Genomic DNA, 20840 nt, shown 5'->3' on the forward strand with positions numbered 1-20840 from the left:
CACAGGTGGAGAGTGGGGTGACGCGATCCACTTTAGCAGAAAATCTTCCTTAGGTTTAGAGGGCTTTCATCGCTTCGTCGCTCCAGTGCAGTGAGAGCAGATAGAGCGAGGTGATCTCTGACCACTCTAAAGATTGAAACTGCACTTGATCGCTGTTGCCCATCTCCAGATCAAGGGCGCATTGCAGTGCTTTGCCTTTGTCGCCTTTCAGATGCAGCAGCGCCTCTTGCAACTCTTGGGTTAAGGGCAAAGTGGCTAAGATCTCTTCCATCGGGCTGTTTAACATGGTATCTAAGGCGGAAAACAGGCCGACGGTGAAGTAGGCATCGGGGCCTTCCATGTCGGCCTGTTTGGCCAGCTCTTCGCAGGTACGAGCGCGCACCAGAGCGGTGGTCATCAGTTCTTGAGGGCTGTCGCCGACACCGGCCAGTACGATCAGTGTGACCCATTTTTTAATGCTGTCGCGCCCCATAAAAATAACCGCTTCACGAATGGATTCGACTTCGCGGCGCAGGCCGGTGGAGGGTGAGTTCATAAAGCGTAAAATTTTGGTGCTCAGGCCGATGTCCAGACTGATGAGCTGTTCCAATTCATCCACTTCCACGTCGGGGTTGTTGACCTTGGCCAAGAGCTGCAACAGGGTGACGCGGTTGCTAGATAGGCTGCCTTGGCTGAGGGTTTTGGGTTTGCCCAGCAGCTGCCCCTGAAAATAGTCAAAAGGCAGCGTGGTGAGGTAGGTCAGTTCTTCGGGCGTTTCGATTTTGCTGGCAATCAAACGGCAGTCGCGGTCTTTGAGCGGTTCGATCTGCGCTTCGATCTCAGCATGAGAGAGGCCGTGGATGTCGATTTTAATGATGTCGGCCAGATCCACCAAGGGGTCCAGATGAGGCTGATAGACAAAGTTATCCAGAGCGATGGGGTAGCCGGAGGCGGAGAGTTTGCGCAGTGAATCGGTCACCTCGGGATCACAGCCGATCTCTTTGGGCACCTCGATCACCGTCTGTTCGGGGGGGAAGCAGATCAGCTCGGGGTCGTCGATAAAGGTGCGGCTGAGATTGAAAAAAGCCAATTGATCCCCTACCGCTTGTTCCAAACCCATCTCCATAAATGTGTTGATCAGAACCTGTGAGGTGGCGCTGTCGTCGTTGTCACTGGCGTTGCTTTTGGCATCGGGGCTGTCGCGGTAGAGCAACTCGTAGGCGTAGAGGTTGAGTTTGTCATCAAAGATTGGTTGGCGGCCAATAAAAATTTTGTTCATTTTCAGTTCCTTGATTGGGGTCTGGATAAACGTAGGCATAGGCAGTGCCAGAAACTACACCGTTAGTAGGATTGCCAAATTCCCCGCTGTAACGTAATATCCAACCCCTTTTGTCGGACACTCATTTAATCATCTTGTTATGGCTGCTATTTACACCCTAAAAGTGCTGACGGAGTTCGCCTCCGCCCACACCCTTCGAGATTACCCAGGGGCGTGCAGTCGTCTGCACGGTCATAATTGGAAGGTTGAAACCGAAGTGCAGGCGCGTGCTTTGAACGCCGTTGGCATGGCGGTGGATTTCAAAACCATTCGCCGAGCAGCGCATGAGATTGGTGAGCGTCTTGATCACTATTATCTGAACGAAATCGAGCCTTTTACCGAGATCAACCCAACGGCTGAAAACATCGCGGCTTATTTTTATCGTGAACTTGCCAGCCAGTTGAACGACGATTCGGTTAAGGTCCATGCGGTCACCCTTTGGGAAACGGATCGCGCCTGCGTACGCTACAGCGAAGAGGAGGCTTAGTACTTTGGTGGCTAACTTCAATGAAATGCCCGATGTTCAAGGTCATGCGGATACCCGCGAGATTGCCATTCAACGGGTGGGTATTAAAGACATTCGCCATCCGATTACGGTACACGACCGTTCTGGAGCGCAGCACACCGTTGCCACGGTGACGATGGCGGTGCATCTGCCGCATCATCTGAAAGGGACGCACATGTCCCGTTTTGTGCAGATTCTCAACGAGCAGGAATTTAATCTCTCGGTGGGGCATTTTCGCTCCATGTTGGCGGACATGCGTCAGCGTTTGGAGTCGGAATCCGGTTATGTGGAGATGACCTTTCCTTTCTTTGTGCGTAAAAAAGCGCCGGTCACAGGCGTTGAGAGCGTGTTGGATTACGAAGTCACCTTTATGGGTGAAATTGACGGCGATCAGACGACGATCAACATTAAATTGGTTGCGCCGGTCACCAGCCTCTGCCCCTGTTCGAAAAAGATTTCCGACTACGGTGCGCACAATCAACGCTCCCACGTCACCATTAATGCTCGGATTGAGGGTGAATACTGGATTGAAGATCTGATTGAGTTGGCGGAGAAAGAGGCTTCGTGTGAGCTTTACAGCTTGCTCAAACGCCCTGATGAGAAGTACGTCACGGAAAAGGCGTACGATAACCCCAAATTTGTGGAAGATATGATTCGGGACATTGCCGCTCAGCTAAACAAAGAAGAGCGGATTCGCGCGTACTGTTTGGAAGTGGAAAACTTTGAAGCGATCCACAACCATTCAGCGTACGCCATGATTGAGTTGGATAAAGAGACCTAAGCGGGTTCGACCTCTTTTTTAGCCTCGGATGGTGTGTCTGAGGTCTCTGGTTTTTTAAGCTCGCACTGGCGCGGATAGGTGGTGTTGAGTTGGTTGCTACAGGCCAGCGCCGCTGTTTTGTAACATTCGGCCAGCGTTGGGTAATTAAAAACGTGCTCCGCCAAATCATCGACGCTGCCGTCAAAATTCATCACCATTTGGCCGATGTGGATTAACTCACTGGCCAATTCACCCACAATGTGTACCCCCAGCAGTTTTCGACTCTGGCAATCCACCAATACTTTTAGTAGGCCGTTATTGTCGCCAATAATTTGCCCGCGCGCCGTTTCTCGATAAAGCCCTTTGCCTGATACGTATTTAATGCCCTGTTTGTCCAGTTGCGCCGTTGTTTGACCGACCCAAGCCACTTCGGGAATGGTGTAAATCGCCATCGGCAGGTGTTTGGCGGCTACTTTAGAGCTGGCATCACAGGCGTGAATGGCGGCAATGCGCCCTTGCTCCATGCCGGTGGCCGCCAGTGCCGGTGGACCGATTAGGTCGCCCACGGCGTAAATATGGGGAAGGTTGGTTTGGTACTGATCATTGACCTGCACCCAACCGTGAGGCTGGGCTTCGATACCTAAGTGTTCTAAACCAAGCCCATCACGGTTGGGGGTGCGCCCCAGCGCGTAGAGCAAGCAGTCGCTTTCCAAGCTGGTTTTATCACTCTCCACAATGACTTTGGTGCCGTCACAGCGGATGGTTTCAATCCGCTGCTGCATGTGAAAATTAATCCCCATATTGAGCATGGAGGATTTTAGGTTGGCGGAGATGTCGTTGCAGAGAAAGGCCAGAATTTGTGGGTGGCTGTCAATAATGGTGACTTTGACCCCCAAGGAGGCGTAGATGGTGGCAAATTCGCAGGCGATCACGCCACCGCCCACCACGGTTAAAGTCTGTGGCAGGCGGCGCATGTGCAAAATGGAGCTGGAATCGAGCACCCGTTCGTTATCAAAAGGGACGTTGTCGGGGCGGCGTGGACGGGAGCCGGTGGCGAGAATAATCTGATCTGCTTGCAGACGTTGCTCAGCGCCATGAGGGCGGCTGATCAGCAAGGTATGCGCATCTTCAAAACGAGCGCTGCCAGGGATTAGGGAGACGCCGTTGCGCAGCAGTTGGTTGAGGATGACCGACTCTTGTTTGTCGATAATCACGTCTTTTTTATCGACGGATTCACCTAAAAAGTTGTGTTGGCGCGGCATACTTTTGTAAATATCCCGCATACCGTGGCTGGTGCCCATGGTGCTGCTGTAGGCAATTTCGCGCAGGGATTTGCTCGGGATGGTACCGGTCTGTAGTCCGGCTCCGCCGATGCGCGCTTTGCGATCAATCAGACCCACACGTTTGCCGTATTTGGCCGCTTGAATGGCAGCACGTTGTCCCGCTGGGCCGGAACCGATCACCAAAATATCAAAATGACGCATAACCTCTCCTTGTGAAATCACTGCACAACGCCGTTGTGCCTGTGGAGGTTAAAAGCAGGTTTAAGGCCATTTTTGCGGGTGGTTTAAGTCAGTTCTTGCCACTCACCACCTTGTTGCTGATCTAAAACAGTCAGCCATTCCGGTTGGCCGATGACGTTTTGAATGGCCGCCAGAGCCAATTCAGGGCGGTTGTTTTTTTCACTCAGATGGCCGAGAGCCAATTTTTTCAAGCGGCTGCGATCCATGCGTTGCAGCAGATCGGCGGCTTGGCTGTTTTCCAGATGACCGTAATTGCCACCGACTCGGGCTTGTAAATAGTCGGGGTAGGGGCCCGTGAGCAGCATGTCACGGTCGTGATTGCACTCCAGTAGCAGGGCGTCACAACCTGCCAGAGAGTCCACCACAAAAGGGGTGATGCTGCCCAGATCGGTGAGCAGACCAAATTTTTGTTTGTTCTGTTCAAAGACAAATTGGCAGGGTTCAGCGGCATCGTGAGGAACGGGAAAGGGGCGCACAGTCAGGGAGCCGATTTGAAAGCTTTGATGGGCGTGAAACAGTTTCAGGTTGGGGATTTTGACATCCCGCGCTTTACGGTGAGTGCCGTGGGTCATCCAGACGGGGAATTTATAACGCCGTGCCAGTGGTGCCACACCGGAGAGGTGGTCGCCGTGTTCGTGGGTTACCAACAGGGCATCAAGGTCATCGGGGGTAAGCTCAAAACGCTGTAACCGTTTGACCGTTTCTTTAATACTGAAGCCACAGTCGATCAGCAGCCGAGTGCCATCTGCTTCAATTAGGGTGGCGTTGCCAGAGCTGCCACTGCCCAAAGAGGCGAATCGCATCGCTTATGCGCGCCGCTTAGGGTGAGGTGGCGAGATTGGGTGGGTAGTCACTGACTTTGATCGGGGTAGCGTTGGTCTTTTTTAGCTCAGGAATGATAAAGGCTGTTGGCTCTTTTTTAATCTTTAAGTCGCTGGGCAGCTGTAGAGCGGGGTGTGAGGTGGCGCTGAAGTAATCCACCAACGGCTTGTCTTTTCCCGAACTACAGGCGCTGAGCATCAGTAGGGGTAAGAGCATGAGAGACAATAAATGTTTCATGCTTATGGTTGCTCCGTGGTGAGGCAATCGGCAGCCTGTAGAGCCGCGCGCAGGGTGTTTTGATGCTGTTTTGCCAATGGGGTCAGAGGCAGGCGAATGCCAGCGGGAATCAGCTCCATCTCCAGCAGCGCCCATTTGACCGGAATGGGATTGGCTTCCAAAAACAGGTTTTGGTGCAATCCCAAGAGAGGCTCATTGAGGGTCGCGGCTTTTGCTGCATCGCCTGCTAAGGCCAAGGCGCACATCTGTTGCATCGCTTTGGGAGCCACGTTGGCGGTCACCGAGATGTCGCCTTTGGCACCGAGCAGAATGCACTGCATCGCGGTTTCGTCATCACCACTGTAAAGTTCAAAGTCATCACCACAGAGCGTCATGACCTCTTTGGCGCGTTCCAGATCGCCGGTGGCTTCTTTAATGCCGATGATGTTGTCGATGCTGGCCAGACGTGCCACGGTCTCGGGCAGCATGTCCACAGCGGTGCGTCCGGGGACGTTGTAGAGAATTTGTGGGATCGCAACCGCTTCGGCTATGGCCTTGAAGTGCAGATACAAACCCTCTTGGGTGGGTTTGTTGTAATAGGGGGTCACCAGCAGGCAGGCATCGGCTCCGGCTTCGTAGGCAAAGCGGGTTAACTCAATGGCCTCGCGAGTGGCGTTGGCACCGGTACCGGCGATGACCGGTAGGCGGCCATTGACCAGTTTGATGATCAGTGCCATCAGAGCGCAATGCTCTTTAAAGCTGAGGGTGGCTGACTCACCGGTGGTGCCCACTGCAACAATGGCGTTGGTGCCACTCTCTACGTGGAATTCGATTAAGTTTGCCAAGGAGGCCTCATCAAGAGAGCCGTCATCGTGCATGGGGGTTACTAGCGCTACCATACTGCCGTGAAACATTGTTCTACACCACTCTAAAATCAAGGTCGTTATGGTACTTGGCATGAGGAAAGTTGACAAGTGAACTGTGGATTTTCAATGCCTTTCTGCACGGTGTACACTGCCTTCTTTTCTCGATTAATGAATTTTAGGAGTAGTAATGGACGATAGCCTATTGGGTAAACGCGCCCCCGATTTTGAATTGCCTGCCACTGGTGAACAGAGTGTGCGTCTTTCTGATCTTAAAGGTCAAAATGTGGTGCTCTATTTTTATCCGCGTGACAACACCTCAGGGTGTACCACCGAGGGATTGGATTTTGGTGAGAATATCGAGGCGTTTAAGGCCGCCAATACGGTGATCTTTGGGCTTTCCAAAGACAGCGTAAAGAGCCACGAAGGTTTTAAAGAGAAGCAGGACTTTCCTTTTGAGCTGCTTTCCGACGAGAACAGCGATGTTTGTGAAAAATACCTCTGTTTCAAATTGAAGAAAAATTACGGCAAAGAGTACATGGGCATCGAGCGCAGCACCTTTTTGATCAACGCCGAAGGGGAAGTAGTGCAGGAGTGGCGCAAGGTGAAAGTGCCGGAGCATGTGCTTGAAGTGTTGGCAGCAGCAAAAGAGCTTTAATTCTTCTTTGATGCAAAATATGGATCACCCTTTGCTCTGAGAATATCTACACTTTGTACCGTATGGAGGTGTCTGTGAGATTGCTTTGTGTGATGATCAGGCTTCTCCCCTTCTACCTCAACTTCAAGAGAATCGACAATGACCGCCAATACTCCCCTTCAGCCAACCGATCTGCCACCTTTGGGTATGGATGAAACCAGTCTGGTGCATGATTTTCAGCACTACTTCAGCCACACCTTGGGGCGTGATAAATATTCGCCTCATCTGCACTACGCTTATGAAGCCTTGGCGCTGACGTTGCGAGATCGGCTCATGGAACGCTGGCGAAACACCCGTCAAGCCTATGAAAGCAGCGGTTGCAAGCAGACGTTTTATCTCTCTTTGGAGTTTCTGATGGGGCGGGCGCTGGGTAACGCCATGCTGAATTTGGGCTTGAACGAGGAAACCGCCGCCGCCATGCATCAGCTGGGGCTTTCCTTGGAAGAGGTCAGCGAAGCGGAACACGATGCGGGGCTGGGGAACGGCGGCTTGGGACGTTTGGCGGCCTGTTTTCTTGACAGTTGCGCGACGTTGCAATTGCCGGTGACCGGTTACGGCATTCGTTACGAATACGGCATGTTTCGTCAGCACATCTGCGATGGTCATCAAGTGGAAGACCCCGATCACTGGTTGCGGGACGGCAATCCGTGGGAGCTGGAGCGGCCTGAATACACTCAGACGATTAAGTTTGGCGGTCGCAGTGAGATGTACCACGATGCCAAGGGGGGTGCTGCGCAGTCGTTGGGTGGAGAGCAATGATGTCTATGCGGTGCCTTACGATACCCCCGTGCCAGGTTATCAAAACGGTACGGTCAATACGCTGCGCCTTTGGTCTGCCAGTGCGACGGATGCCTTTGATCTGAATGAGTTTAATGCAGGCAGTTATTCTGATGCGGTGTCGGCCAAAAATGACGCTGAAAAGATCACCATGGTGCTTTATCCCAATGACAGCAGTGAAAATGGCAAAGATCTGCGTCTGCGTCAGCAGTATTTTCTCGCCTCCGCCAGTTTGCAAGATGTCTTGCAGCACTGGTGTCGTCAGCATGGCGATGATTTTAGTCAGTTTGCAGATAAACACTGTTTTCAACTGAACGACACGCATCCCACTATCGGCATTCCTGAATTGATGCGCTTGTTGCTGGATGAACACGGTCTGGGTTGGGATGAGGCGTGGCAGATCACGCGCAAAACCATGGCGTACACCAATCACACCCTGTTGCCAGAGGCATTGGAGCGGTGGCCGGTGCGCCAGTTCCGTGATCTGTTGCCGCGTATTTTGGAAATCATCTACGAGATTAATGCGCGCTTTTTAAACGAAGTCAGCCAGCGTTGGCCAGGCGATACGCAGCGCCAGCGACGAATGTCGTTGATCGAAGAGGGCGGTGAGCCGCAAATTCGCATGGCTTATTTGGCCATTGTTGGCAGCATGTCGGTGAATGGGGTGGCTGAGCTGCACTCGAAGCTGTTGGTGGCCGGTCTGTTTAAAGATTTCCATGAGTTGTGGCCGACCAAATTTAACAACAAAACCAACGGTGTTACCCAGCGGCGTTGGTTGGCGTGGTGTAATCCCGAACTGAAAAAGCTGATTGATGGTCGCATTGGCAGTGAGTGGGTGACGGATCTTTCGCAGTTGAAACAGTTGGCTCCGTTGGCCGATGACGCTGCGTTTCAGACCCAATGGCATGAGGTCAAGATGGGCAACAAACGCCGTTTGGCGGCGTTGGTCAAAGAGAGTTGTGGGGTGGAGTTTGACCCTGCGGCGATGTTTGATGTGCAGGTGAAACGCATTCACGAATACAAACGTCAGTTGCTTAATGCCTTGCACATCATTCACCTTTACAACCGGATTAAACGCGGAGATACGGAGAACTGGACTCCTCGCTGTGTGTTGATCGGCGGTAAAGCCGCCCCTGGTTACGTCATTGCAAAGTTGATTATCAAGTTAATCAATAACATTGCTCAGGTGGTCAATAACGACCCTGATACGCAAGGTTTGTTGCGGGTTGCGTTTATTCCGAATTATCGCGTCTCGGCGATGGAGATTATCAGCCCAGGCAGCGACTTGTCGGAGCAGATCTCCACTGCGGGTAAAGAGGCTTCCGGTACCGGCAATATGAAGTTTATGATGAACGGTGCCATTACCATCGGTACTTTGGACGGCGCTAACATCGAAATTTTGGAAGAGGTGGGGGATGAGAATTTCTTCCTCTTTGGGCTGGATGCGGCGGAGGTGGAAGCCGAACGTGGGCAGTACAATCCACAAGCTTATATTGATGCCGATGAGGATCTAAAAGAGGTGTTTAAACTGCTGCACTGCGGTCATTTTAATCAATTTGAGGCGGGTTTGTTTGATCCGCTGTTATTGACCTTAACTCATTCGCATGACCCTTGGATGACCTTGGCGGATTTTCGCAGTTACGTTGATGCTCAGCACGCGGTGGCAGAGGCCTATCAAGACCGTTCACGCTGGTTAAAAATGAGTATTTTGAACAGCGCCTGCAGCGGTAAATTTTCCACCGACCGTACTATGATGGATTACAACCGCGAGATTTGGCATCTACCACAAGTAGAGGCCTTGGCTTTGAAATAGAGTTAGGGGTCAGGAGAGGTCAGGTTCTTCGGAGTCTGGCGAATCTCCAACCGCTCTACGGTAGCTAAAAAGATATAACGTCCGTCTAAAGTACGAAAGCTGCGCCCAGCGATCTCTCCCTGTTTGGCACGATACTCACGACTCTCTCCTGTTTCGCTGTTGATCACAAAGACCTGTACTTGCACCTGTTCGTCGTCCCAATTGAGATAAAAAAGCAGGCTGGAGAGAGTGAGTGTGACCGCCAGAAAACTGTAGGCGATAAAACGCCCCGAAAAGATCGGGGCTTTGGTTTCAGTGTGGGACAGCTCTGCTTTCCTCTGTATGACTTCGGGTGGCCGTTTGGCGCGATAAAAGAGCGCAACCCCCACGATCAGCAACAGAGTAAAAAACAGTTTAGTTAGCATGATCGACACTTGCAGTGGAGGTTTCGTGATCAATTGCCGCGGGCCAAGCGTTGATCACCGCTTGTACCAACGTGGCGAGGGGAATGGCAAAAAAGATTCCCCAAACACCCCAAATACCGCCAAAAAAGAGCACCGCAACGATAATGGCGGTGGGGTGAAGGTTGACCACTTCGGAGAACAAAATGGGGACGAGAATGTTGCCATCCAAAATTTGGATGAGTTGGTAAAAGAGCAGCAAGTAACCTAATTCGGCACTAAATCCCCATTGAAAATAGGCGATGAGCGCCACCGGTAGGGTGACGGCCACGGCACCGACAAAGGGAATGATGACGGAAATGCCCACCAAAAAACTCAGCAGCAGCGAGTAGTTTAATCCCATAAAAGCAAAGGTGAGAAAGGTGGCGGCCCAGACGATGATGATTTCGATAAATTTACCACGGACGTAATTGCCGATCTTCTGATCGACTTCGGACCAGACCTGTGAGGCCAGCTCCATGCGCTTGGGCATAAAACGACAAAACCACTCCAGTAGCAGCTTTTTGTCTTTTAGAGCAAAAAAGACCAGCAGTGGCACTAAGATGGTGTAGATCAGAAAGGTGAAAAAGCCGACCATGTGAGCCAAGGAGAGGGATAAAATGGTTTGTCCCATACCGGCTACAGCGCTGCGCAGGGCGGCGATGATTTCTTGAATTTGCTGGGCAGTAACGAGGGTGGGGTACAGCTCAGGCAGTTGCAGTAAAGTGCTCTGCGCACTGACGATCATGTTTGGCAGTTCACGAATTAAGGCCACTACTTGTTGTGATAGCAGGGGTAATAAGCCTATGAATATGATCAAACAGAAGAGCAAGAAGATCAAAAAGACAAAGGTGACCGCCAACATACGAGGGATTCGGTAGGATTCGATGAACTGCACGGTGCCTTCCAGAAGATAGGCTAAGACCGTGGCGATCAGCAGTGGAGCAAGCAGGTCTCCCAATAAGACGATGGTGGTGAAGACGACGATGAGCAGCAGCGCCAGAATGACCACTTGAGGGTCGGAGAAATGCTCTCGATACCAAATGCGCAGTACGCCCCACATCAGCGTGTCTCCACTAATTTTTGATAATGATCGGCAAACAATTGTTCCAGCTCGACAACGACTTCTGCGGCTTTGCGACCTTGCAGTAGATGTTGGCTCATTAGGCCGGAGGCTTCGTGCAGCACTTTGCTCTTATCCAGCATGGGGTAACTGCGTGACAGGCGTTTGATGGCGGTGACGACGGTTTCGTTTGCTGCGGCTTCTTCCAGCTGCGGTTCTGTGAGAGGTTTTTCATCAATGCCGCAGCGCTGGTAGAGAAACTCGGCAAACTGTACCAAGGTCTGCTGTTCTTCAAGCGGCAGGGCATCAAAACAGTGGTTTAATTTTTTTGCACGGGGATTCATAAAAAGATCATTCTTATCGGTTGTTTACTGGGGGGGGGTGATGCTAACAGAGCCACTGCCCTGTTGGTTTTTTTTGCAATACTGGCGTGAAAAATCCAATAATTCATCCAGTATTCGTACCCGAAATTTTTGTCGTTGGCGCACAAAGGAAAAGGGCCGTTCTAGGGGTGGGTCAAGACGCACGGCTTTTAAGGTTCCCAATTTCAACTCTTTTATCACCGTTGCACAAGAAGCAATGGAGAGGCCGAGACCGGCTTCCACTGCGCCTTTAATTGCCTCGGGGCTGCCCAATTCCAAACAGTTGTCCAGTTCGTCTTCATTGATGTCTTGGCTGCGCAGGTATTTGGAGATCACTTCGCGAGTGCCAGAACCCACCTCGCGAAAAATAAATGGGTAGGCCAATAAACAATGGACATCGAGTGACATTTCATTGGCCAACTCATGGTGGGGGTGCATGATCACCAGCAGCTGATCCATGCGACAGGTTTCGGACAGCAGCAGTTTGTTGTTAATGGAGCCTTCAACAATGCCAAGGTCAATCAAGTTTTCTTCCATCATCGAGACCACGTTCTCGGTATTGCCGACTTTGAGGCGGATGTTGATTTCGGGGTATTTTTGTTTGAAGCTTCCGAGTAGGGCTGGAAGCATGTATTCGGCAATGGTGGTGCTGGCACCCAATACCAATGCGCCGGTGACGTCACCGGTCATTTCTTTGACCACCTCCTGCATTTCGCTGTAGAGCACGAAGATGCGTTCGGAGTATTCGTAGACCCGTTTGCCGGTTTCCGTTAGACCAATCTTGTTGTGGCCGCGATCAAACAGGCGGGTATTGAAGTCCTCTTCCAGTTGGCGAATCTGAAAGGTAACCGCCGGTTGAGTCATGCTGAGGCTTTCTGCGGCTTTGGTAAAACTCAGCAGCCGCGCTACGGTATGAAACACCTGCAATCGTCGGTCGGACATATGTAGTTCCCAGAAAAATAGACAGCAAAGTCGTATCTTACCAGTTAGGCTGAGCAACATACACGCCCGCTAGAATAAATGTTTGCTGGAAGTGTTTGTTGTTACGTTTGATGGGATTTTGCAAAGTGGGTGGCTTGTTCGGGCTTTGGCTTTGATTTAGTATCGTCAGGGCGTTGTGGCGGATTGTTGGAATCCAGTACTGCATGGCTGGAAAAATCTGCCGTTATGCAAGGTAGTGGGACGAGGTTTGGAACAAGATGGTTAGGAACTAAAATGACATCAAGATGTTGCCTAGAGAGGTTATAGGATATTTAGGTCTTATTTGTTGGTTTTTTGATAAAATTTCCTGAAAACCGTGGTTAAATCACGGGTTTATGGTTTTAAAGTAGTGGAAAATGAGAGCTAAAGGTATGAGGATGGATCAAAGCGTTGCTCCAGATGACGTACAAATGAGTGAGAGGTGGTCGGTGAGAAATAAGATGCGTTGGTGTGTGGGGGGCTGGTTGAGTGGTTTTTTACTGCTTATGGGTGTTAGTGGAGTGCTTCACGCTATTGAAGAAAATGAAGTTTCGCCTTATTACTTAGTGAAAGAGTATTACATTGGTGTTGATGATGAACTTGATGTCAATGTCTGGCGTCAGCCGGAACTGTCGGTCAGCGTTCCCGTGCGTCCAGATGGCATGATCTCCTTGCCTTTGGTGGGGGAGTTGAAGGCCGAAGGTTTGACCCCCAAACAACTCTCTGATCTGGTTCGTGATCGCTTGGCAAAATTTGTTCGTGATCCCAAAGTGGCCATTATTTTAACCCAGTTACGCAGTCACGAATTTTTATCCCAAGTGCGTGTGTTGGGTGCAGTGGGATCGGTGACCTCGTTACCGTACCGGCCTGGCATGACCGTTTTGGATGTGGTGCTGGAGGCGGGTGGGGTGAGTGAATTTTCTTCACCTAATGGGACTAAACTGTACCGTAAATTTGACGGTAAAACCCGAACCATTGAAGTAAATCTTAAGGATATTCTGAGCGAAGGAAAGCTGGAAACCAATTATACCTTACGTCCTGGTGATGTAATTACTGTTCCTGAAAAGCTTTTTTAGGTTTTGAATAACATTTTACGATAAAAATGGCGGTGTGAATTATGGCTCAACCAATCCCTATGGATCAGTTGATTAAGCTTGTTTTTAAGGAAGTTGCGGTAAGACGAATCATGGTAACGGTGATTTTTGTCATCGTTAGTCTTATTCGTATTGGGGGCGGGTTTTGTGTTGCCAAAAAAGTATACGGCAACCACCACTATTGTGGCGAATAACAGTAATATTATTGCGCCGTTGATGGAAGGTGCCGCAGTACCAACGGAGATGGATGTCAGCGAAGAGGCGGTGATTGAGGTGGTTTTCAGTCGGCGTTTGCGCGACCAACTGTTGGAATACGGCGGTTGGCTGGATGAGGATTTATCTCAGATTGACCGAGAGAGATTGTTAGAGAGCATTAAAGAACGGACTGTGATTACCAAAGAGTCCGCGAATTTAATTAAGATTAAATACGTTGACAGTGATCCAGTGCGGTCTTTTAAGGTGACGCAAAAACTGGCTTCTTTGTATGTGGCCGAAAGTGGCCAGAGTAAACGTGAAGAGAGTCAAGAGGCTTACGATTTTATCGACAAGCAGGTCAAAGCGTACGAAGCCAAGCTGAAAGAAGCCGAACGTAAAATGAGTGCTTTTAAGGCAAAAAATGAAGATGCGCTGCCTGGTACTGGAGACTCAATTGGTTCTCGTATCGAAAACTTGAAGCTCTCTTTGGAGAAGATGGATCAAGAGGTTAAAGAGGCAAGGATTCGAAAAAAATCTCTGGAAAAGCAGTTGTCCGGTGAGGTGAAAGTCACCGCCAGTTTTTTGAAAGAAAATCAATATCGAGGGCGAATCAGTGAGCTGCAAGGACAGTTGGACACCTTACGTCTGAGCTATCATGATTCTTACCCAGACATCGTGCGGATTAAAAAACAGATCTCCGATCTAGAAGGGTCGATAGAGGGCGAGGTGGGGCAGAGAGACCCCAATGCGGGCAGTGCGGCAAATAATGATATGGGTTTTATGGGGGATGGTGGGGCCACACCTGCCAACCTGTCACAGCAGATGCGCGGACAGCTTTCTGAAACCAAAACTTTGATAGCGACCTTGAATGGACGCAAGGAACAGGCGCGAAAATCCTTGGCTCGAGAACGGGATCGAGCCGGTCGAGTGCGCTTGGTAGAGTCTAAAATTGATGAGCTGGTGCGTGATTACGAAGTGAATAAAGAGCTGTATAAAGACCTCTTGCAACGTCGTGAAATGGCGCGCATCTCAATGCATTTGGACATTGAAAAGCAAGGCTTAAAATTTAGTGTGCAGGAGCCAGCAGCATTGCCATTGGTGCCGACCGGTTTGCGCTTTTTGCATATTTTGATGTTGGGTCCATTGATTGGTTTGCTGCTGCCCATTGCCCTTATTTATGTTTTGTTGGCCTTTCTTGATAGCCGTATTCGCCTTGAGCCGGGAGTCACTTTTGTTGCTCCAAAAGGGGTTATGGTAACCACGATTAGGCATATGGTTTCACCACAGGAGCAACGTTCTCATCGGCGTGGCAGTTGGTTGATTGCGTTTGTGGTGATGTTGGTTTTGATGGCCTACGTGGTGGCGGGTAGTTTGAAGTTTATGCAGGTGATTTAACCTCAAAATCAGGGCTACATGATCTAGAAAACATCAGTGGGTTTACCGTTTAGGTTGAAAAAAAATGAGTAAAATTGAAGAGACGCCAGAAAAGGTGATAGAGGATGATATGTTGGACGACTCATTGGATTTTGAGTTGGACGATGATCTCGGGGCTGATCCAGAACCACAACGGGTGGTGCCGACCCTTTCTTCGCACGTTGAGTCGGTGGCAAATTCAGGTGCAGCTTCCACTGCGGGTACGAGTTTGCAGCTTCGCAGTACCAGCAGCAGTGGCGATATTGCCAAGATGGAATACAAACGCTGTTTAACCGCCGATGAGCTTGATGCAAAGAAAATTATCCATCCGGATATGAAATCTCGAGAAGCCTTTAATACCTTCCGAGAGTTGCGTACCAAGCTATTAAAAATCAGCCAAGGCGATAACTTTATCGTTATGGTGAGTTCGGTGGTACCAAAGGGAGGCGCTAGTTTTTTCTCGCTTAATTTGGCTTCTGCGTTTGCCTTTGATGAGAGTAAAACGGCTCTATTGATTGAGTGTAATTTGCGTAGCCCATGTCAGCACGATGTTTTGGAAGTGGATTCGGATGTGGGTTTGAGAGACTACTTGGCCGATGCGGTGGTGGATCTGGAAGAGATTATTTGTGATTCCGGCATTGAGCGTCTGCGGCTTTGTCCAGCGGGGCGTAACCGTGAGGTTTTCAAGGAATTTTTTACTACGGATCGGATGCGTGAGTTTATTGAGCTGGTTCGGCGGCGTTATTCTGATCGCTTTATTTTCATTGATGCACCTTCAGTGGACGATACAGACGCACAAATTCTCGCTGAATTGAGTGATTATGTTTTGCTGGTGGTGCCTTATGGCGGTGTTGAAGAGACACAAATTACGGATGCGATTGATGTGATGGGTGAAGAGAAGGTGGTTGGTCTTGTTCTCAACAACATACCATAAACGTTTTTTTTATAACCTTTAATGGAAAGATGGAAAGGATGATGATGTCTGTTCGAAATACGGTATTGCTTTTTGTAGTTGGATCTTTTTCTGTTTCCAATGCGTATGCCTTACAGGCGAATTATCAGCTTTCTTATCAGGGTGAGTACAGCTCAAACGCAAAAAAGAGTGGTGCGACCACCACCAATGTGCAGGGTGTGGCTGATTACCGCAGTGTGTTTCGTGGAGAGCTGGGTCTTAAAGAGGCCAGTGGGCGTTTTCGTTATGATGTCAGCAGTGCGATGGAGCTACGCCATTACGCCAATGGCAGTTATAAACCCGATGCGGTGTTAATGCTGGATGCAACGTCTAACTGGTTGATTTCACCGCGTCGTTTTGAATGGTCATTTGAGAATTATCTGGGGGAGTCTCAAATTAGAGTTTTAAATGCAAATACACCGGATAATCGTCAATTTACCAATACCTTTGTAACAGGGCCCTCGATTACCTTACGTTTTGGTAAAACCGATAATTTAGTTTTGAATGCTCGCTTTTCCGATGACTACGAAGAGGTCACTAATAATGCTGCACAACGGGTAAATGCTTCGTTGGAGTGGGATCATCGAATTTCATTGTTGAGTTCAATTTCGGCAACTATTAGCAGTACCGAAGTAAAATACAAAGACCTTTTATCAAATAGAGGAGACAGTAAAACTTTAGATGCCTTTGTCAGTTTTCAGACCCAGCGAGCGCGTTCGACGTTTTCTCTTGATCTAGGGGAGAGTCGTGGCGAGAGTGATCGGCGTGGCACGACCAGTAACGTTTTAGGGCGTATGGCATGGGCGTATCAGATGTCGGATAGCAGCCAGTTTGGGCTCTCGGCAGCTCAAGAATTAACCGACTCTGGTCGGCGGCGGGTGGCTGTGGCGCAGCAGGGAGCCGTTGTTGCAAACCCTGTTGTTCAGGTAGCAAGCAGTGGTGTTTTTGAGTCTCGCCGTTTGAATTTTTCTTTCTCTCAAGGCTGGCAGACAGACAGTGTTAATTTTTCTGCTTATGCTGAGCAACAAGATTATTTAAACGATCCTGCTGATGTAGCGCAAGTGGTGACAACCGTTAATAAAATTTCTGGGCGCGATTCAGAGGTGTTTGGTTTTGATGCCAGTTGGAGCCACAGTATTAATCGACGTTTGGATGTGGCGTTTAATGGCAGTTATTCCCTCTCAATGTACCCCACTGTTTTAAGTCCAGTTAGTCAGACGGCGCGTGAAGACACTAATCAAAGCGTGGGCTTGTCGTTGCAATACCAATGGGGAAAACTTTTGGCTCTCACCAGCAATCTCAGCCAGAGTGAAAGGGACAGTAATGAGTTTGGCCAAGATTACCAGGACACCCGTTTTTCTGTGACGATCACCTACGGCCGTTAAGTTATCACTTGTGCCTTACTCTGTTATCGACAGCGATATTTTGGCCGATCGTCAGGCTGTTTTGGCGTTGTGGTCGGATGGTTTGGCCATAGGCCAAAATCACCTTGCTAAATATCGTTGGTTTTATCAGGATAACCCCATTGCAGCCGCCACTGGTTTTTTGTTAACGGACGGTGGTTGTATACCTTCGATGCCCGTTTTGATCGTTTATGGCAACGGGTGGCTCAGAAGAAATCAGCGGTTATATTATCTGTTACGTTGATGAGGAACAGGTGGTTCACATAATTGACCGGTTAGCCATTGACTTTGAAGGTACGCTTTCTTTTTTGTTAAAAAGTTTTATTTTTACGGCACGTCGACAGGGTTATGTTTCGATATTAATGGAGTTTTATGGGCTTGAATCGGTGGTGACCTTATTGGCCTCTGTATCACGTCTGGTCGCACTGCAAAAATATGATGTACATGGAGCATTTAGATTGGTTTATGACTGCCGCTGATGAAGACGGGTGACAGTGAATTCATGAAATAAGTGGGAAAGTTTGGTGTATTGTTCTCAGTTTTTATGAGAATGCTATGGTGGTTTACAACAGGGAGGATATAAAAAGCATGGTTTTTTTTTATTAGGATCTCAAACTGCTCTAGTATCATGGTAGGAGTATAGTGGGTGTATAAAAAAGGGCTGTTAGCAAAGTGTCTTCATTTTTCTAAACTGTTGCCGGTGATCAAGTTCGCCAGACAGAAAATGTTGCAGGATGTTTTAATCCTTGCGTATCATCGGGTCAAGGATATAGAAAACCTAACTGAATATGAATTTGATACCGAATTGGTAAGTGCCAGCAGTGCTGATTTTCATTGGCAGATGGCTTTTGTTAAAAAACATTATAACCCAATACGTTTTAGCGATTTGATTGCCTCTTTAGACGGTAAAAAAATCACTGCCGCCAAACCCCTTAATTGTTACCTTTGATGATGGGTTTGAGGATAATTACAGTGTTGTTTTTCCTATTCTAAAACAGTTGGATGTGCCTGCGACTATTTTTATTTCATCAGATTACATTGGGAAAACGGAGACATTTTGGTTTGATTGGGTGGTTTATTTACTGAAAAAGGCAGCACCTGGAGTTCTTAATTTGCCAGCTATCCCTCTTGACCTCTGCATTGAGAACAGCTTTGACTCAAGGATGTCTGCGGTAGATATTTTATTAGGGGCACTGAAACAAGTTTCTAATGAGGCGCGTCTGCAGACGATTGTTGATTTGGAGCAGCAAGTGGGAGCCCATAAACCTGAGAAGGGTTTTGAGGAGAGTTATCCCATGACCTGGCAACAGGTGAAGGAGATGTCAGAGTGGGGGGTGGAATTTGGCTCTCATTCCGCCAGTCATCCGATATTATCCCAGCTGGACGATAAGGAGCTTTGGCATGAGATTGCTGATTCCAGAGAGGTGATTGTTGAAAAAACAGGACAAGCATGTGATGTGATTGCTTATCCTGTGGGAGGGGCCTGTACCTATGATCAACGGGTTTTGGACATGGTGGAACGCTCCGGTTATCGCTTAGGTACCAGTTATCGCAGTGGGGTTAATGTCTTGGATGAGCTGGAGCCTTATGCCTTGCGGCGAATTCACGTTGAGTTGGAGACCAGTCGTGAATTGTTTGCTGCGACCTTGGCATTGCCTTCTCTGTTTATTACGAAATACACACTTACTAAGCTTTAGGGCTTTAATCTAAGGAAAAAGAGAGATTATGCCTTTAGGGGAAAGCCAATTTTGTTGGGATTTGCTGCGCCGTACTGGCTTGGATGCCAATTTACGACGGGGTTCAGGCCCTCGATTTGATATTCAAGAGCCGATGGCGCTACGCCCTTTTGTAAAGCTGTTAAGAACCTTGACCGTGGATCAATGTTTTTGGATGCCTTTGTTACCCTCCATGCCCAAAGAAGGCACAGTGTTGGTCATTGATGACAGCTGTGGCAATTTGAGTCGAGGTTTGGCACTGCATTTTCAGCGGGTGATTTCGATGCAACCGAATGCCGTGGCGGCGGCGTTGCTGGCAGACTCTTTGAGGCGATCTGAGGTTGATAATATTGTGGTTGTGCAGGCAGATTTGTCAAAACCTCTGCCCATTGCCGTTGGCACGATCAATTTATGTGTCAGTTTGCGGCTAGGACACTTGCTGGCACGCCATTATGGTGCAGATTATTTGAATATTTATCGTCATGTGCTGACTTCAATGGGGGAAGCCTTAACAGTCAATGGCGTTATGTTGATTGCGGATGATAACTGCCAAAATTATTTCAATATGGCCAAGCAGGTTTTGGGGCGTAAAATCACCGGCTATCAGGGGGTTCCTTGGTTGGAGACGCGTGAAATGTTGCGCTCTTTTGGGATGCAGATACAAGAATATGTGGGTAAGTTTGATTATAATGAGGGTTTATTGCCCCTGCCAGATTTGGTTTTACGCGAACACGCTGCTTTAGCAGAGCCGCTAAAAAAGAATCTGACCGGACGGATTAAACAATATTTACTCAATCGACGTTTGAGTACCCGTTATTGGCCCGCTTTTCTTTTTTGTGCCAGTAAACAAGGTGTGCTTAACAGTGTGCAGGAGATGGTGCAGGCAGCTGATTTGGCCACTTTGCTCCATTGGCAGACCTCCAAGGTTGAAGTGCGACGACTGATTGCCGGTAATGCCGATGTTACGGTAGTGATGGTGGGGCCGGTAGGCAACACCGATATTGAGGTGGTTTTGCGTTTGCCTCGCTCTAAAGCCGGTTTTGTCTCTGCGGGTCGTAATGCCGATGTGATTACGGCATTGCAGAAGGGATCGTTTGCGGCATTGACACCTAAATTATTGGCATCGGGTGAATATTTAGGCCAACGTTATTACATCGAAGAGAAAAAAGCGGGGCGTGAGTTACAAGAGTTCAGTGAGTTGGCGGATCAGATGGTGCGGGAGGCCTGTTTGGTCTTGGCGCGGGGACAGGCTAAAACCGCTGTGCGGCGGGTGTTAACAAAAAACGATTACGACATTTTGATTGGCGGTTGCATTGGAAATTTGCGGCCTTATTGTAATAAGGCCGAACAGGCTGTATTGCAGCGGGTTGATGAACTGCTACAGCTGTTTTTTATCGGAAAAGAGACGCCGTTGGTGCGAACCCACGGTGATTTTAAACTCGGCAATGTGCTGTTTTTAGCCGATCAAAGTGTTGGCGCGATTATCGACTGGGATCTGTCGGAAACCTCGGGTTTGCCATTGAGTGATCTGTTTGTGCTGATGACCTATCGTCGCGATCCAGAAGAGCAGAAAAACTACAATTTGATCGAGTTTTATCGTCAAAAGGTGCTGCCTTGGAAGATGCCCGTTTTTTACCAAAAATTATTGCCTGAAGTGGCAGCAATATTAGACGTTGATGAGCGTCTGTTTTTGCCGATTCGCTGTCTCTCTTGGTTGATGAACTTAAGAGATCGACTTGATTGGACTTTAAAATCTCATGAAGGGTGGGCTAGTGAGGGTATTGGTGCGGTTTTAGGCGATATAGAGCAAATTTTAGCGGATGCTTCTTCCAAATAGCAGAGTTCCCTTTATCGAAATGTAAAGGATCGTCTTTTTTCTAACGAATCTCTCTTCTGGTGTTGAGTGAAAAATATCATTCTGGTTCCAGAGGCGATTTTTTGACGGGCTTGGTCTTATACTTTCGCCCTACTACTTGACGCTATTTTTTAAG

Annotated in this window: 20 protein-coding genes and 1 pseudogene; 12 read left to right on the forward strand and 9 right to left on the reverse strand. The window is 48.9% G+C overall.

The genetic code is table 11. The features are described 5' to 3' along the window. Positions 1–55: 55 nt before the first annotated feature. Entirely contained in the window at positions 56–1258 is a 1203-nt protein-coding gene (locus Q9O24_13405) for an HDOD domain-containing protein (protein MDQ7076107.1), read from the reverse strand. Positions 1259–1397: 139 nt separating this feature from the next. Between Q9O24_13405 and queD the strand changes: the two genes are divergently transcribed. Together queD and folE2 are read left to right on the forward strand one after the other, a co-directional pair. Further along, positions 1398–1784, forward strand: a complete 387-nt coding sequence (gene queD / locus Q9O24_13410; GenBank protein MDQ7076108.1) for a 6-carboxytetrahydropterin synthase QueD — start codon at positions 1398–1400, stop codon at positions 1782–1784. 25 nt (positions 1785–1809) lie between these two features. After that, positions 1810–2583, forward strand: a complete 774-nt coding sequence (gene folE2, locus Q9O24_13415) for a GTP cyclohydrolase FolE2 (GenBank protein MDQ7076109.1) — start codon at positions 1810–1812, stop codon at positions 2581–2583. Here the strand turns inward: folE2 and sthA are convergent. The 4 genes from sthA to dapA all read right to left on the reverse strand — a co-directional run bounded on the left by sthA (position 2580) and on the right by dapA (position 6037). After that, complete coding sequence (gene sthA, locus Q9O24_13420; protein ID MDQ7076110.1) at positions 2580–4046, reverse strand: Si-specific NAD(P)(+) transhydrogenase; 1467 nt, start codon at positions 4044–4046, stop codon at positions 2580–2582. The two genes, folE2 and sthA, sit on opposite strands and share 4 nt — an antisense overlap. Positions 4047–4129: 83 nt before the next feature. Then, entirely contained in the window at positions 4130–4888 is a 759-nt protein-coding gene (locus Q9O24_13425; protein ID MDQ7076111.1) for an MBL fold metallo-hydrolase, read from the reverse strand. A 16-nt stretch (positions 4889–4904) separates the two neighbouring features. Beyond that, a complete protein-coding gene (locus tag Q9O24_13430) occupies positions 4905–5144 on the reverse strand; it encodes a hypothetical protein (GenBank protein MDQ7076112.1) in 240 nt (79 codons plus the stop codon). Between the two features lie 2 nt (positions 5145–5146). Further along, entirely contained in the window at positions 5147–6037 is an 891-nt protein-coding gene (dapA, locus tag Q9O24_13435) for a 4-hydroxy-tetrahydrodipicolinate synthase (GenBank protein MDQ7076113.1), read from the reverse strand. A 139-nt stretch (positions 6038–6176) separates the two neighbouring features. Between dapA and Q9O24_13440 the strand changes: the two genes are divergently transcribed. After that, entirely contained in the window at positions 6177–6644 is a 468-nt protein-coding gene (locus Q9O24_13440; GenBank protein ID MDQ7076114.1) for a peroxiredoxin, read from the forward strand. 138 nt (positions 6645–6782) lie between these two features. Continuing rightward, positions 6783–9273: pseudogene (locus Q9O24_13445) on the forward strand (glycogen/starch/alpha-glucan phosphorylase). A gap of 2 nt (positions 9274–9275) precedes the next feature. Here Q9O24_13445 and Q9O24_13450 read toward each other — a convergent pair. From Q9O24_13450 to Q9O24_13465, 4 genes are read right to left on the reverse strand one after another with little or no spacing between them, the layout of a single operon-like run. Beyond that, a complete protein-coding gene (locus Q9O24_13450; protein ID MDQ7076115.1) occupies positions 9276–9677 on the reverse strand; it encodes an antitermination protein NusG in 402 nt (133 codons plus the stop codon). Next, positions 9667–10755, reverse strand: a complete 1089-nt coding sequence (locus tag Q9O24_13455; protein MDQ7076116.1) for an AI-2E family transporter — start codon at positions 10753–10755, stop codon at positions 9667–9669. The genes Q9O24_13450 and Q9O24_13455 overlap by 11 nt, the downstream gene beginning before the upstream one ends. After that, positions 10755–11099: a hypothetical protein gene (locus Q9O24_13460; protein MDQ7076117.1), complete on the reverse strand. Its 345-nt coding sequence runs from the start codon at positions 11097–11099 to the stop codon at positions 10755–10757. Before Q9O24_13460 ends, Q9O24_13455 begins: the two co-directional genes overlap by 1 nt. A 24-nt stretch (positions 11100–11123) precedes the next feature. Continuing rightward, positions 11124–12059 carry a LysR family transcriptional regulator gene (locus Q9O24_13465; protein MDQ7076118.1) on the reverse strand — a complete coding sequence of 312 codons (936 nt, stop codon included), beginning with the start codon at positions 12057–12059 and terminating at the stop codon, positions 11124–11126. A 416-nt stretch (positions 12060–12475) separates the two neighbouring features. Here Q9O24_13465 and Q9O24_13470 point away from each other — a divergent pair, with 416 nt between their 5' ends. The 8 genes from Q9O24_13470 (at position 12476) to Q9O24_13505 (ending at position 20686) form a co-directional block, all read left to right on the forward strand. Further along, complete coding sequence (locus Q9O24_13470) at positions 12476–13153, forward strand: polysaccharide biosynthesis/export family protein (GenBank protein ID MDQ7076119.1); 678 nt, start codon at positions 12476–12478, stop codon at positions 13151–13153. Positions 13154–13279: 126 nt separating this feature from the next. Next, positions 13280–14761 (forward strand): hypothetical protein, encoded by a 1482-nt coding sequence (locus tag Q9O24_13475; protein MDQ7076120.1) that lies wholly within the window; start codon positions 13280–13282, stop codon positions 14759–14761. A gap of 64 nt (positions 14762–14825) precedes the next feature. Continuing rightward, the gene (locus tag Q9O24_13480; protein MDQ7076121.1) at positions 14826–15713 is read left to right on the forward strand and encodes a polysaccharide biosynthesis protein; all 888 of its coding nucleotides are present in this window, start codon (positions 14826–14828) and stop codon (positions 15711–15713) included. A 38-nt stretch (positions 15714–15751) separates the two neighbouring features. Further along, positions 15752–17116: a hypothetical protein gene (locus Q9O24_13485; protein ID MDQ7076122.1), complete on the forward strand. Its 1365-nt coding sequence runs from the start codon at positions 15752–15754 to the stop codon at positions 17114–17116. A 209-nt stretch (positions 17117–17325) separates the two neighbouring features. Further along, entirely contained in the window at positions 17326–17613 is a 288-nt protein-coding gene (locus tag Q9O24_13490; protein MDQ7076123.1) for a hypothetical protein, read from the forward strand. Positions 17614–17780: 167 nt separating this feature from the next. Beyond that, entirely contained in the window at positions 17781–18083 is a 303-nt protein-coding gene (locus Q9O24_13495) for a hypothetical protein (protein ID MDQ7076124.1), read from the forward strand. After that, on the forward strand, positions 18070–18831 hold the full coding sequence (locus tag Q9O24_13500) for a polysaccharide deacetylase family protein (GenBank protein ID MDQ7076125.1): 762 nt from the start codon (positions 18070–18072) through the stop codon (positions 18829–18831). Before Q9O24_13495 ends, Q9O24_13500 begins: the two co-directional genes overlap by 14 nt. Positions 18832–18859: 28 nt before the next feature. Further along, complete coding sequence (locus Q9O24_13505) at positions 18860–20686, forward strand: aminoglycoside phosphotransferase family protein (protein MDQ7076126.1); 1827 nt, start codon at positions 18860–18862, stop codon at positions 20684–20686. Positions 20687–20840 lie beyond the last annotated feature (154 nt).

This window comes from Gammaproteobacteria bacterium (assembly GCA_030949385.1).
Taxonomy (GTDB): domain Bacteria; phylum Pseudomonadota; class Gammaproteobacteria; order JAUZRS01; family JAUZRS01; genus JAUZRS01.

Coding starts and splice junctions, on each gene's coding strand:
- Q9O24_13440 (MDQ7076114.1), top strand. CDS start 6,177: ATGGACGATAGCCTATTGGGTAAACGCGCCCCCGATTTTGAATTGCCT.
- Q9O24_13430 (MDQ7076112.1), bottom strand. CDS start 5,144: ATGAAACATTTATTGTCTCTCATGCTCTTACCCCTACTGATGCTCAGC.
- Q9O24_13460 (MDQ7076117.1), bottom strand. CDS start 11,099: ATGAATCCCCGTGCAAAAAAATTAAACCACTGTTTTGATGCCCTGCCG.
- Q9O24_13485 (MDQ7076122.1), top strand. CDS start 15,752: ATGATGATGTCTGTTCGAAATACGGTATTGCTTTTTGTAGTTGGATCT.
- Q9O24_13480 (MDQ7076121.1), top strand. CDS start 14,826: ATGAGTAAAATTGAAGAGACGCCAGAAAAGGTGATAGAGGATGATATG.
- Q9O24_13490 (MDQ7076123.1), top strand. CDS start 17,326: ATGGCAACGGGTGGCTCAGAAGAAATCAGCGGTTATATTATCTGTTAC.
- Q9O24_13405 (MDQ7076107.1), bottom strand. CDS start 1,258: ATGAACAAAATTTTTATTGGCCGCCAACCAATCTTTGATGACAAACTC.
- sthA (MDQ7076110.1), bottom strand. CDS start 4,046: ATGCGTCATTTTGATATTTTGGTGATCGGTTCCGGCCCAGCGGGACAA.
- Q9O24_13465 (MDQ7076118.1), bottom strand. CDS start 12,059: ATGTCCGACCGACGATTGCAGGTGTTTCATACCGTAGCGCGGCTGCTG.
- queD (MDQ7076108.1), top strand. CDS start 1,398: ATGGCTGCTATTTACACCCTAAAAGTGCTGACGGAGTTCGCCTCCGCC.
- Q9O24_13455 (MDQ7076116.1), bottom strand. CDS start 10,755: ATGTGGGGCGTACTGCGCATTTGGTATCGAGAGCATTTCTCCGACCCT.
- dapA (MDQ7076113.1), bottom strand. CDS start 6,037: ATGTTTCACGGCAGTATGGTAGCGCTAGTAACCCCCATGCACGATGAC.
- Q9O24_13425 (MDQ7076111.1), bottom strand. CDS start 4,888: ATGCGATTCGCCTCTTTGGGCAGTGGCAGCTCTGGCAACGCCACCCTA.
- Q9O24_13505 (MDQ7076126.1), top strand. CDS start 18,860: ATGCCTTTAGGGGAAAGCCAATTTTGTTGGGATTTGCTGCGCCGTACT.
- folE2 (MDQ7076109.1), top strand. CDS start 1,810: ATGCCCGATGTTCAAGGTCATGCGGATACCCGCGAGATTGCCATTCAA.
- Q9O24_13470 (MDQ7076119.1), top strand. CDS start 12,476: ATGGATCAAAGCGTTGCTCCAGATGACGTACAAATGAGTGAGAGGTGG.
- Q9O24_13450 (MDQ7076115.1), bottom strand. CDS start 9,677: ATGCTAACTAAACTGTTTTTTACTCTGTTGCTGATCGTGGGGGTTGCG.